General features: G+C 39.0%; 12 protein-coding genes. 3 read left to right on the forward strand and 9 right to left on the reverse strand.

Going from position 1 to position 13,329, the window contains the following annotated elements; translation table 11 throughout:
* Nucleotides 1-31 precede the first annotated feature (31 nt).
* From ACGHEH_RS02490 to dinB, 7 genes are all read right to left on the reverse strand, one after another.
* On the reverse strand, nucleotides 32-1,723 hold the full coding sequence (locus ACGHEH_RS02490; RefSeq protein WP_390441546.1) for a carbon starvation protein A: 1,692 nt from the start codon (nucleotides 1,721-1,723) through the stop codon (nucleotides 32-34).
* Nucleotides 1,724-1,908: 185 nt separating this feature from the next.
* Nucleotides 1,909-2,781 (reverse strand): alpha/beta hydrolase, encoded by an 873-nt coding sequence (locus ACGHEH_RS02495; protein ID WP_390441548.1) that lies wholly within the window; start codon nucleotides 2,779-2,781, stop codon nucleotides 1,909-1,911.
* A gap of 8 nt (nucleotides 2,782-2,789) precedes the next feature.
* The gene (locus ACGHEH_RS02500) at nucleotides 2,790-3,248 is read right to left on the reverse strand and encodes a hypothetical protein (protein WP_390441550.1); all 459 of its coding nucleotides are present in this window, start codon (nucleotides 3,246-3,248) and stop codon (nucleotides 2,790-2,792) included.
* On the reverse strand, nucleotides 3,245-4,306 hold the full coding sequence (locus ACGHEH_RS02505; RefSeq protein WP_390441553.1) for a hypothetical protein: 1,062 nt from the start codon (nucleotides 4,304-4,306) through the stop codon (nucleotides 3,245-3,247). The genes ACGHEH_RS02500 and ACGHEH_RS02505 overlap by 4 nt, the downstream gene beginning before the upstream one ends.
* 17 nt (nucleotides 4,307-4,323) lie before the next feature.
* Nucleotides 4,324-5,073: a hypothetical protein gene (locus ACGHEH_RS02510; protein ID WP_390441556.1), complete on the reverse strand. Its 750-nt coding sequence runs from the start codon at nucleotides 5,071-5,073 to the stop codon at nucleotides 4,324-4,326.
* A 56-nt stretch (nucleotides 5,074-5,129) separates the two neighbouring features.
* Nucleotides 5,130-5,255 (reverse strand): hypothetical protein, encoded by a 126-nt coding sequence (locus tag ACGHEH_RS02515; protein ID WP_390441558.1) that lies wholly within the window; start codon nucleotides 5,253-5,255, stop codon nucleotides 5,130-5,132.
* Nucleotides 5,256-5,528: 273 nt separating this feature from the next.
* Complete coding sequence (dinB, locus tag ACGHEH_RS02520; RefSeq protein ID WP_390441560.1) at nucleotides 5,529-6,587, reverse strand: DNA polymerase IV; 1,059 nt, start codon at nucleotides 6,585-6,587, stop codon at nucleotides 5,529-5,531.
* Between the two features lie 155 nt (nucleotides 6,588-6,742).
* Between dinB and ACGHEH_RS02525 the strand changes: the two genes are divergently transcribed.
* Together ACGHEH_RS02525 and ACGHEH_RS02530 are read left to right on the forward strand one after the other, a co-directional pair.
* Nucleotides 6,743-7,795, forward strand: a complete 1,053-nt coding sequence (locus tag ACGHEH_RS02525) for an aldo/keto reductase (protein ID WP_390441563.1) — start codon at nucleotides 6,743-6,745, stop codon at nucleotides 7,793-7,795.
* 128 nt (nucleotides 7,796-7,923) lie between these two features.
* Entirely contained in the window at nucleotides 7,924-8,430 is a 507-nt protein-coding gene (locus tag ACGHEH_RS02530; protein WP_390441565.1) for an NUDIX hydrolase, read from the forward strand.
* An 80-nt stretch (nucleotides 8,431-8,510) separates the two neighbouring features.
* Here ACGHEH_RS02530 and ACGHEH_RS02535 read toward each other — a convergent pair whose 3' ends face one another.
* Entirely contained in the window at nucleotides 8,511-11,429 is a 2,919-nt protein-coding gene (locus tag ACGHEH_RS02535) for a M14 family metallopeptidase (RefSeq protein ID WP_390441567.1), read from the reverse strand.
* A gap of 324 nt (nucleotides 11,430-11,753) precedes the next feature.
* Here ACGHEH_RS02535 and ACGHEH_RS02540 point away from each other — a divergent pair, with 324 nt between their 5' ends.
* Complete coding sequence (locus tag ACGHEH_RS02540; RefSeq protein WP_390441569.1) at nucleotides 11,754-12,491, forward strand: hypothetical protein; 738 nt, start codon at nucleotides 11,754-11,756, stop codon at nucleotides 12,489-12,491.
* A gap of 121 nt (nucleotides 12,492-12,612) precedes the next feature.
* Here ACGHEH_RS02540 and ACGHEH_RS02545 read toward each other — a convergent pair whose 3' ends face one another.
* Entirely contained in the window at nucleotides 12,613-13,194 is a 582-nt protein-coding gene (locus ACGHEH_RS02545; RefSeq protein WP_390441572.1) for a hypothetical protein, read from the reverse strand.
* Nucleotides 13,195-13,329 lie beyond the last annotated feature (135 nt).

A 13,329-nucleotide genomic window follows, 5' to 3' on the forward strand; every position in this document is an offset into this window, starting at 1 on the left:
TTATTTACTTTGCTATTTCTACCAATTGAGATTAATTCGCAGTTTCGCCTTCGTCGCTGGTTTTATTCTGCTTGTGTTTGCCTATCACCGACCAAGCTTCAAGCATCACCAAGACACTGACTACTAACACAATTAAGTCTAAGACCACCAACAACCAGTTGCCTTTCTCGTAGTATTCTACCAGCTTAATTAAGCCCGCGAAGAAAGCCATCAAGATCACAAATACCATAGGAATAAGCGTATATTTAGCCGGTCGACCTAGTTTGATTAAGTACACAGACAGCACGAGTAAAGTCAGACTTGCTAAGATCTGGTTAGTCGAGCCGAATAGCGGCCATAACACCATGCCGCCCGTACCCGACGCGCCACCGGCACCAAATGCAAGCAGTAAACAACATGCCACCGCGACAAAGGTTGCGACTAAGCCATTCTTAAGCACGCCAATGTTATAAATATCGCCCCACTCTTGGATGATATATCGCTGTAAGCGCACGCCAGAGTCCATAGTCGTACCGGCAAATAGCACTACCATTACTGCCAGTAAGGTCGCTGCAATTTCAGCAGAGAAGCCCCACCCTTCACTGATAAGGTTTGATCCACCCGTAATAAAGGCGCTCACACTTCCCGCCCCCAAATGGCTATAAATTTCGTGCCACTCTTCTGGTGACACCGCTAACATAACACCGCTTACGGCAACTAACGTGATCAGTGCTAAACACCCTTCACCTACCGCACCTAAGTAACCAACAAAACGGCCATCAGTTTCTTTATCAAGCTGTTTAGAACTCGTACCAGACGACACAATGCCATGGAAGCCTGATACCGCTCCACACGCGATGGTGACAAACAACAGCGGAATAATACTCGGAGTATCGATGGCGGTTTGTGTATTGAATGCAGGTGCGGTGATATCTGGCATCACCACAAATACGGCGCCATAAAGTAACACTAAACCCACTAACAACTGCATGCCATTAATAAAGTCACGTGGCTGTAATAACATCCAAACAGGTAACAGTGAGGCAACCGCTGCATAGATAAATAAAATGACTATCCAGTTCGCTTTGTCAGTTAAGCCAAACATTTCTGTTGGTAATGACACAGGCATTTCTGCACCCATGAAAATCGTTGCATAAAGTACTGCAACACCAATCACGCACAGTGGAATAAGCGGGATCTGACGCTTTAATAACTGGCCGATAATGAGTGCGACAACAATGGCCGCCCAAGCAGGCACAACAGCACTCGGGTTTGCAACTAATGAGTTGGCGATAACCACACCAAATACCGCGTTAACCATAAGCAGTAATAAGAACACTACTATCATGAATAACACGCGCGTACGTTTGCCTATTACGCTTTCAGATAGTGCGCCCATTGATTTGCCTTTGTGACGCGTACTAGCCCAAAGTGCGCCCATATCATGTACACCTGCAAAGAAAATCGTACCAAATACGACCCAAAGTACGGCTGGTACCCAACCCCAATAAACTGCAATCGCAGGCCCGACAATCGGTGCAGCTCCAGCAACAGATGTAAAATGATGCCCCCAAAGTACCAATTTATTGGTTGGCACATAATCAACACCATCGTTAAGCTCATGGGCTGGGGTAACAAAGTTATCGTCCATTTTAAAAATCTTTGTGGCGATGAACTTAGAGTAGACAAACCAGCCAAATAGCATGCCGGCAATACCAAATAACACTATCATAATTGACTGCATTCATGACTCCTGATCTATTGGTTGTATTAATTAAAACTTAGGAATTAACATAGCTAATAAACAATACATCCAGCTTTAAGCTGATGTGTGAAGCCTTAACATAAGAAGATAACATCTTGTGGTTAAAGTTAAGGCTGGCATTAAAAACATATACACTAAATAAAGTTAATATAAGGGTTTTAAGGTCATAACGTGTGTGGTTTTGAACTAACGAATGAGTTTAGAAAGTTCTTATACTTGAGCAAAGTGGTTTCGTCTGAAAACATGCTTCCATGTGAGGCCCCTTTTACTAATATCAACTCTTTTCGATTGGATGAACTGCTATCATAGAGAGATTGAGACAGTTTACTTGGTACTTGTTCATCTAATTCAGCACTAATTACTAAGAGAGGGCCTGTGTAGTCGTTTGCTAATATATCTTTATTATCAAGGGCTTCAATTTCTTTCTGCACATTTACTGTGATGAATGGTTTCATAAGCCAAGACAAACGTTCATCAATCCACTCTTGTGCATTTGTCGCAGCACCTTGTAACACAAGTGCATCGACGTTTTGCGTTTTTGCAACCTGTGTAGCAATAAATGAACCTAATGAATAGCCATGTACAGTAAACTTACTCGGCTTAATATTTTGATGTATGTAGGCTACTTGCTGATTAGCATCGGTCAATAAATTTTCGACACTTGCATTCCCGCTACTTGCTCCTAAGCCTCTTCGATCAAAAATAATCATGTCGTGACCAAGTTCGGCAAGATCTTTCATGGCATCAATCCCTCCTTTAGAGATACTCATACCATTACCCGGAATAAAATAAATCAACTCAGTACTATCTTTCCTATCAAAAAATACACCTTGTATTGTCGCGCCTCTATCAATTGATACTAAGCTAACCGTACTTAGATTATAATTTGAGAAAACACGCTGCCAGTCTTGTATTGTATTTTCTGTAATTGGTGATACGTTTTTATCTTGTGTAATGAAACTCTCGCTCTTAATCGTCGCAGTACAGCCAGAAATCAGAATCAAACTCGAAACGAAAAATATTTTCAGAATACCCATAATTCTCTCTAATCAGACTGACTAACCGAAAAACTAATAGAATAAGCAGCCTTTGCAGGATAGAAATTAAACCCGAGTGATTTTTTTAGCTTACTGGTATTTTCGATCGTATTACTCGATGTTAGAGGCTTGTGTATTTGCATTCCCAAAAAAGGCTTTATTTGTTCACTAAAGTTTTGATATTCAAAATCAACACCTGTGTAAGCCCCATATATAGATTGGCTTTCTGGGCCTTGCTCAGAGAAAGTTAAACCAATGTTATAATCCGCTTTCCAAAACTCACTGAGTTCAACTTGGTATGAAACCCCTAAGCCATACTCAAAAAACGAATCAATATCAAAGGAATTGCCATTAACTGAACTTTTATAACCTTCAATGTATGATGTGGATAGGTCAAGTTTATATGGCTCTTCCGCGTTTGATGCAAATGAGCAAATTAAACATAAAATTAATAATGAATCCCTCACATTTCCCCCTCGCTTTCTCTTTGAGAAAGATATTTATATAAACCAACTACAATATACATACTAACCAAAAACTGCCTAAAAATATCAAATGCTGGTTGGTCCAACACTGCAATTCCCTCAATGACAACATTCGAGTAAAAATGCCACCCAGTAAGAAGAACCACATAACTTATGTATCCAATACCAAGTACCAGAAATAACCTAAAAGTAAAAAAATGAATCCTTTTTTTCCTTTCCTTGGCTGAAAACATTTCTTTGTATAGCCAATAGCCATCGTTTTTTAAAAACGGAACCAAATTAAAGAAAATTTGTATTGCCAACATATAAAAAAGTAAGACTAACGCGACCTCTCCTAACCAAAAATAAAATGGTAAAACCAATAAAGGAAAGAAGATGATTTGATAGAAAACACCCGCAAAGAGTATTTTTAACTTTTTATTTTTGTCTGTAAGTAATGCAGCATCTCTAACATCAGAAAAAAATGCTGGAAAGCAATAGTTAAATGTGACACCAATTGGAGCTTCTTTACCATGGTATTTATAGAACAAAGAGCTATGACCCAACTCGTGAATAATGCCAGAGGTAAATATATACAACATAAGCATAATCAAAATGTCATATCCCATCCCAACTGACGCTGAAGGTATGACAGTAAGTATATTATTAGTGTCATAAAGGTAAAAAGAGATACCTAATATCAACACCAAGTAAGGAATTAATAGTCTTACGTTACTAAATAAACTGAAAAACTTTAGTGCAATGCTTAGAGGCCGCTCTTTTAAAAGAACAAAACCTTCAACTTCCTCTCCATTGTGCTCACTGATATGCTCTATTTCACTAGCTTTATAAATCACACCTTTTTTATGTAAATCAGAAATATACTCAGACTTGAGCATATTAGAAATTTCACCAGTATTAGAAGAATGCTTTTCTAGTAACGTAAAGATGTCTTTTGGGATATGGAAATATCGGTCTTGAAGCGTTTTTATTGATACAACGTGACCATTATCTAATTTTTCCTTGTAATTAAATATGTAACTCTCATCTAATGTATTCACTCTGGCAGATCCTTACGCTATTTAAATTCACACATTCGCTCTAATTCATTAACCCGCTCAAAATTCTTGAAGTCATTACCCAACAACTTTACATATTCATCTACAACTTCATCATGACTATTAATTTCAACTTGTCCAATAGACATTTTTTTATAATCATTACTTACTTGAGGTAGTATTAAAGATGGTTTTTGTTTTAGCATCGAAGCGATACGCATGTACCCCAAACGATGCTTAATTTTGCCAAAGTGGGTATCAAACATTTTATAATTTTTATCGTCACTACCTGCTGGTAGATCGACCAATATGAAAATACATTTTCCGGCTTTTTTTGCTTTGAGCACTTTTTTCACAAACAAGCCTGATTCATCAATTACAATTGGTTCTAATTCTGAACCAAAGGCTTGCGCACATTTTTCTACAAGTCCAAAGTCAATACTCTGTGAAGTCAGAATAAAAGCCGCGCCACTGAAATTAAATTTTTTTACAAAGTGAAGGGGAACAGAGAAATAAGGGCCATAATGAAACAAAAAAAATATATTTTTATTTTCGACTTCGACACTGTCTTCGAAGCTTACATCGCAATTTAAATAGAATTGACTTTCTGGTCCATTAATTAAAAAGTCTGCATGTAATTTTCTGTAAGCTAGCCAATGGGAAAATGCTTTATCAAGTTGAGATTCAATTAGATTGCTGCTACAAACCTGCTTTGCAATACCATAAAACCTAGCTTTTTCTTGTTGATATCTTGATTCTTTATTATTCATTAGATTCGCAACAAAGAGAGAAATACTATTTCTCTCTTTTTATTTTAAAAGCTCAATTAGAAAGGTGTTGTGCAGCCAACGCCAACTTCCCAATCGTGGTCTACATGTGATTCAACTTCTTGAATTTCGTCTAATTTTAGTTCTTCGTTGTTTTCTACTGGAAGTTGTTGAATGTTTTCCATTTTGTTTTCCTTTTAATAATAATTAATGATCTTGAGGCATCTCTTGTACCTCGAAAAGTACAATAACCACATAAATACACTATTGCAACATAAAATTAACCGAAACTGAGAAAAATTAAAAATGAAGAGCAAAAAAAATACTTATAAGAAATTGATTTAAAAGGGAAAGCAATAGGTGTCAATTTATGTTTTTAAGTATTAAAAGAAGTGTATTTAAGTAATAAGTATATAAATTAGGTCATTTTATCCCCATAAATTGAGAAAAGCTGTTAACTACAAATCTAGCTCTATTTGTTGCTCTTGTGATACATGCTCACCTGCTAAGCCAACAAATAAACCTAATAACCTAACCGGCTTACCATAACCTCGAACAAACGCTTCCTTTAGTAACTGAGAAAATACCATCGCATTTAACTCCGAATAACTACATTCTTTAGTTGTTTGCTGAAAATCGCTGAACTTCACTTTTACACCTAGTTTATTTACCCCTCTTTGCTTCACATATTGCTCCGTACGTTTAGAAAGTTCGGGTATTAAGTGTTGACTCAAATATGCCTCTAACTCTTTTATTTCACGGATATCTTGTGAGAATGTATGCTCCACACCAATAGACTTTCTAACTCGATGTGTTTCCACTTTTCGCTCGTCTATGCCTTGGCAACGCCGCCAAAGCACCAAACCAAACTTCCCAAAACGCTGATGCATAAAGTTCTCGCTCGTAGCTTTAACATCACAACCATATTTTAAATTTAAAGCAAGAAGCTTTTGCTGTGTTACTTTACCGACCCCTGGAATTTTTTTTAATGGTAAAGTATTGATGAATTCATCAACCTCATTAGGTGTTATAACGAATTGACCATTGGGCTTATTTTCATCGCTGGCAATCTTCGCCAAAAATTTAATCGGGGCGATCCCAGCCGAGGCAGTTAAACCCGTTTCTTTAAAAATCTCATCACGTATTTGTTGAGCAATTAAAGTAGCACTGCCTTTGCATTGAGTGCAATCCGTCACATCTAGGTAAGCTTCATCTAAAGACAAGGGTTCAATAAACTCTGTATAACGGGCAAAAATAGCTCTGATCTGCTGTGAGATTTCTTTATAGAGCGACATTCTACCCGGCACAATACGTAAATGCGGGCACAGTTTTTTTGCTTGATAATTAGACATAGCAGCACGTACCCCATATTCACGAGCAATATAGTTTGATGTCGCCAAAACACCTCGGTTGCTATTGCCGCCAATCGCCATTGGCACCTTAGCCAACTCAGGATTGTCGCGCATTTCTACCGCGGCATAAAAGCAGTCCATGTCTATGTGGATAAATTTACGCATACATGAAAAACTGTATATAAACACAGTCATTATTGCGCAACTTCTGCTTTTATTGCAACTGTTACTGCGCTTTAAGATCAACTACACTAACTACTTAATAAAAAGTAATATCTCAGTTTTTTATACATTCTGAGCAATTAACTCAAGGAGCGCACATGCAATTTAGTCGTTTAGGCAGCAGTCAAATCGATGTTTCTCGTATTTGTCTTGGTAGTATGACATGGGGCTTACAAAACAATCAGCATGATGCCGATGAACAAATCAATTATGCCCTCAGTCAGGGAATCAATTTTATTGATACCGCTGAAATGTACGCAGTTCCACCTTCACCAGAAACCTATGGTAAAACTGAGGCCATAATTGGTAACTGGCTTGCGCGTCATAAAGAGAAGCGTGAGCAAGTGGTCATTGCCACCAAAATTGCTGGTCCTGGTTTAAGCTGGGTTAGAAATGGTGGGCCTATTACGCCCGATGCCATTTACAAGGCCATTGATGATTCACTCGCAAGGTTAAATACCGATTACATCGACCTTTACCAACTGCACTGGCCAAACCGCCAATCACCGCATTTTGCTCAGCACAAGCCTAATGGTCACAACTTTGTAGATGTCGATACCCAAGCTGAAATTGCCAGTATGGAAGCCATTCTTGAAGCATTAACAAAGAGTATTAAAGCGGGAAAAATCCGTCACTGGGGTTTATCTGATGACACGACATGGGGCATAAACACGTATTTGCGACTTGCTGAGCAGCATAATTTAGTAAAGCCTGTATCAATTCAAAACGAATTCAGTTTATTGCACGCAAAAGACTGGCCATATTTAATTGAAAACTGTTGGCATGAAGACATTGCTTATCTACCTTGGTCGCCGCTAGCTGCAGGTATGCTAACAGGTAAATACCTAAATGGCGCTCGTCCAGAGGGCAGTCGTTGGACACTGGTTCAGCGTCAAGGTTTATTCAGAGACACTGAACAAGCAGGCCTTGCCACTACCGAATACGTGGCTTTAGCGAAAAAACTGAATATGACGCCCGCGCAATTAGCCCTTGCATGGTGCGATCAAGTCAAAGGCGTGACCTCAACGATTATTGGCGCAACCAATATGAGTCAATTAAAAGAGAACATCGCCGCATTTGATATGTCTCTTTCTGAGGAAGCATTAAATGACGTAGCTGACATATTCAGTCGCTACCCTGCACCTTTTTAATCCGAATTTAGATTATTTTAAGGGCTCTTTCTGAGCCCTTTTGTTATTCCAAAATATTGCCTCAATAGCTGTAATCACTCGTTCTAATCGTTATACTGACAGCCGAAATTTTAAAGGTCAGTTTTCCAATGCAGTTACTCAATACACCACCTCTCAAACCCGAAGGTTCAATTTTCACTCGTCATACCGCACGCGCCATTGTTTTAAACGGCAACGACATTCTATTACTCTTCACAGAGCGTTATGACGATTACACGCTGCCTGGTGGTGGTGTTGACGAAAACGAAGCCATTGAAGCTGCTTTGCTACGTGAACTACAAGAAGAAACCGGCGTTAAAAGCATTACCCAATGCACTGCATTTGGTCGATTTGAAGAAGTTCGAGCTTGGTACAAAGACGATTTCGACTATGTGCATATCGTGTCTGATTGTTATGTGTGTGAGATTTGTGGAGAGTTTGATAAACCGCAAATGGAACACTACGAAGTAGCCAACGGCATGCGCCCTGTTTGGGTGAATATTGATGAGGCCATGGCGCATAACAAACACACTTTGGCACAAAGCGAAAAGAAGGGCTTATCGATTCAAAGAGAGATATTTTTATTAGAGGAAATAAAAAAGCGTTTGATTAATTAGACAACTTTCTTGTTAGAAAAATTGTTATTAAAAATAAAGGCTGAAAAGACATAGCTTTATCAGCCTTCCAAATACTTCGTTTATAAATTAGTGACAGGTTGGCGTGCACCAAGGCCAGGGCCATACACCAATGCGTTTAGCAGTAAGCGATTTGTCGCTAATGTTGACCCTCTAAATACTGGCTGCCCTGCAAATAAAATGATTTGTCCGCTGCCTTTACGCTCTTGTGTTAAATAAGCAGAGTTCGCTATACGTTTGCTCGCCTCAGGCCAAAGCAGACCACTCATACGCAGCTTCAACTCTTGTTTATCAGGCAAGCTCGACCAACCCACTTTGCGATCTAACTCTTTATCTTTTGCTTGCTTAACCGTTTTGCTCCATTCGCTTTTGCTCATTTCTTGATAAGCACCTAGTCTAACTGCTGAACGAACGCCCTCTTTTGCCATTAACACAGGGTTTCGAGAAATTAAAACAGGGATCACCTCTGGTGAACCAAAAGTAAGCCAATGTTTCTGGTCAGTTCGCGCAGCTACAATTGCGCCTGAAGGTCTAAATTTAGCTAACCAGTTATATTGCTTCTTAAGCTCTTTTTCACCTTTTGGTTGTGATCCGCTCTTCCAAGGGTAATTAATATCTTTCGCAGCATCATGCGACCAGATATTCTCAATTTCAGCGAAGCTGCTTTGCTGAGCAAGCCACTCTCTTTGTAATGAAATATCGTACTGCTCAACCTCTTTTAAAGTGTCTTGGATCTGTCTTACTCGACTTAAACCAGCATCTTTACCTGTAAATGGCACTGCTGAGCCGTCGATAGCCACTAACGTACCACCAGCTTCTACCCAAGTTTTAATCGCTGATAATTCACCTTTACTCAACTGGCTATACCAAGTTGCAGGTATCACCAAGGTGTTATAACGCCTCAAATCAGTGTAACTCAGTCGGTTGCTGTCTAAATGAGAATGTCTGATCCCTAAGTTACTATCGATTGAGTGCCAAATCGTGCCAAAGTCGAGTGAGTTAATGCCGTTGCCACTTAAAATAGCAATTCTAGGTTGAGTTAATACCCTAAAATGCGCGCCGCCAATGTCGGGTAAATCTCTATTACCTAAACCAGAACGAACAGCCTTTGCTGTGACTTTAACTTCAGTTGCGGTCTGTTCTACAACTTGGTCTAAATCACCCTCAAAAAATTCATTGTCATAACGCGAAACAACAATTGAGCCTCGGCTCAAGGTCACCCCATCTAACACTGTACTTTTGTCAATTACTCTCGTAGTTACACCGCGCTCCATAAGACGTGCAGCAAAACCAACAGATGCATCATTATTGCCATCTACGACATAGGCAATTGAGCCCGCTTTTTTGATGATAAATGGCTCTTCATCAGACGGCTCATAGAGGCGAATATGATTGGTGATATGTTGTGGTATTGTCAAAGCTTCTAGGCCATGCATCATGGTGATATTCCAAGCTGTGGCATCGTACATGAGGCTTGAGCCATCACGAAGTACCCTTTGACGCTCTTCAACTAACACGTCATTGCTAATTTTAGCGTCGAACTCGAGCATAGTAGAGATGAGTCGTCCTTGTGGCTGTCGGTTACGAATAATTAAAGTGCCTTCAGGCAGTTCTGAAGTAATAACGTCACCAAGCTGTGTCTTCGCTTTTTTAACTTTTATTGCTTTGGTTGTTTGATGAATTTCAAATCCTTGTAGCTGCATCAAGTCAATAAACTTCGCTAAACGCTGTTTATTTTTCGTAGGTAAAATTGCGAAGCTCTGATCTGCATACGGACTGTTATCAGAGATTAATCTTCGCTTATCTTTAACAAAATCTCGATAGATTGCTTTAGAGTGTTTAGCTAGAGTCTTTAAATTTTCGATGCTACTCACATATTGTTTATCTACCGATTCTGCATAGCTCACAATTCTGCCATTATGCTGCATTACTCCGTCTTCTTTAATGCGGGCTTGCTCATACAGAATATGAATCGTGCCTCTAAAAGCAGCATAACTTGAGTAACCTGGATAGAGGTTTTCTAACCACTCACCGGTGTAATAAGGCCATTTTTGATCATCAAATGCTTGTGCCTGATCAGCTTCAAAGACTTCTCCCCATTTGCGAGAAGACTCGGATAAATTTTTATTAACTGGCTGTCGAGCCAAGCCAAACAGATAAGAGTCCATCGGCCCCATTTCATGGGCGTCTATCATCAACTGTGGATTCCATTCATTGATAGACTGAACAATGCCTCGAGTTTCAGGGTGAACGCCTAAAATAAAGTCACGGTTTAAATCAAAGAAGTAATGATTGCTGCGTCCAGTTGCCCATGCATCTGTGTGTAATTTTGACTGAGTATCAATATTCGGAGAGGTGCCCCTTCGTTGCTGAAGCTCTTTCGTAAAACGAGCGCGACCATCAGGGTTCATGAGCGGATCTACAATAACCACAGTATCCGAAAGTAATGACTTAATATCTTGATCTTTCGAGGCAATAAGCTTGTAAATTGTTGCTAGGGCAGCGTCACTGCCAGACCCTTCATTGCCATGAATAGAGTATGCCATCCATGCAACCGCTGGTAAGCGCTCAATAATGCGCTGCTCTGCTTGCTTTGATAAGTTAATGGGGTTTGCTAACTTACCTAAGTCAGCTTTAATACTGTCCACTTTCGCTAGATTATCAGGAGAAGAAATAACTAAATAATGTAAGGGTCTTCCCTCATGTGAGCGTGCATATTCTACTAGCTGAATTTTGTCGCTCGCCTTTTGCCACACTTTAAGGGCTTCGGTGATTTGCTCAGGCGTTGCAGCTCTTTGGCCAACAGGAAACCCCAGTATACTTTCAGGCTTAGGTATATTGGCGTCTAACACGCCAGTGACAAGTGACTTGTTGTAATTCAACCCCTGCAGCTCAGTCGGTGCAAGGTTCATATTTGCAGAAGCATGCGAACTTATCACTAAAGTACTCGCTATAGCTAGTGAGAGCAGTTTATTGCGCATTATTGAAACCTTTTTTGTTATTTTACTTTGAATGGCAAATAAAGATTTACCATCACCAAAATGTTACATTATCACACAGAAAAACACCGCTCAATTACTGTGCGATAAACGGCCGCCTCCTAAATATACGAAGCTTTTCAAGCGATTGACAGACTCAACACCCTGATTATTCCCATTATGAATACATGTAAATAATAACCTGCCGCTAATCATCGAATTGTAAACTTAGCCTGAATAGCCCATTTTTATCATTGTCTCTCAATAATGAACTTTTTGACCTGTTCCGACTCAAATCAGGCTGTTATGAACAATCGGAGTAGGTTCTTGCTAAAGGGATTACCAAAAGCACTCGCCATATCTGTGCTATTTCACATATTGATTGTGTACTTTCTTCACAAGCAATTTGTGCTGCCTATCCCTCCAAAGCCACAACCTACAATGAAAACTTACCTAGTGATTGAAGAGCCTGAAACCAAGGTAGGAGTTGACGCTAAAGTAGAGCCCGAACAAGCCGAACAAACCGAACAAACCGAACAAACCGAACAAACCGAACAAACCGATGAAAACGCGGTAGCAGAGCAAACGCAAGTCACTTCACAAGCCACCATAGTGCAAACCGAAAAGATAGAGACTCAAAAAGAGACAGAAGAAATTCAAGTGCATGACACAAACAAAAATAATTTAGAAAAACCGAGAATAGATCCGTTCAAAGCGCTCGATAACATTCGCTCAGGTGAGCATGACTATTTCTCCACGCAGCAATCAAACAACACTATTGAATCGGATGATCGTTTTGGCAATGGTCGAATTTCAACACCCAAATCACATAAAGAAGCGCGTGAAAATAAAGACTTGCCGCAATTGGTTTATGAAGGACCAACCTACAGAGTATTTCAAAAAGGCGCGTATTGTTTTAAGCACAACCAAATAGACCCAAATAATCGCTCTATCGATTCAAGCCTGCCGACCACTTGGCGTGGTCTGCCTTATAAGTGCGAGAAAGATAAGATTGAGAAAGCTTTTGATGCTGCGATGGAAAAATGGTTACCGAAAAAGCAGTAAAATTGTTAATTCGACTTTGCTTTCGCATGCTCTAAAAAAGTAAGATTATAGTTTTCATGTATATAGAAAGTATTAGTCACTAAGAAATTATAAACCTGTATTGAATACAGGGCTTGGCCTCTTACTCTTCCCATATATTACTAATTCGATAAGCCTTATCATTTATGAGAATAGTTTTATTTGTAGTAGGAACATTAAATTTTGCAAAATAAGTACAACCAAGGATAGCTTTAAATCTGTCTAACTCAATTCCCGATTCGGATCGAATAATATAAAGTTGATTAATTTTAAAATCAGCAAAGTACACTGAAACTTTTCCATCATAATCTCTAATGATTGAACTAAAAATAGGGTTCGGCTTGCACTCCTCGAAAGTAATTTTTTCATAAAATACTTCCTTTTCCTCAGTCTTATGAAATAGAGAAACACTTACAGAGTTACTTTTTAAATCACATTTTTTTATCTTGTATTTAGTATTACCATTGATATTCCCTTCTATGGAGTATTCTTTACCACAAATTTGAAATTTAAGTATTTCTGGCAAATTAGAAAACTTTACCCCGCGACTTACACTTGCATATAGCTGATAATAATTATTATCGATATCATAAACTACAAAATCAGTTAACCCTATCTTTCTACCTGCGTGACTTGAAAAGTGTAAAAAAGTTAGAATCACTAAAAGCATCAGTTTAGTTTTCATTTTAATAAGCACTATTAGTGTAGGACCCGAATAAATACCCAATGACTAAAAATAACATAACTAAACCAGAGCCTATTTAAATACTTAACTATCTTCACCAAAAGTAGTGGCACATTTTATTCCACAAATAACGCA

Source organism: Pseudoalteromonas sp. MTN2-4, assembly GCF_042848605.1.
In the GTDB taxonomy this organism is placed as follows: Bacteria; Pseudomonadota; Gammaproteobacteria; order Enterobacterales; family Alteromonadaceae; genus Pseudoalteromonas.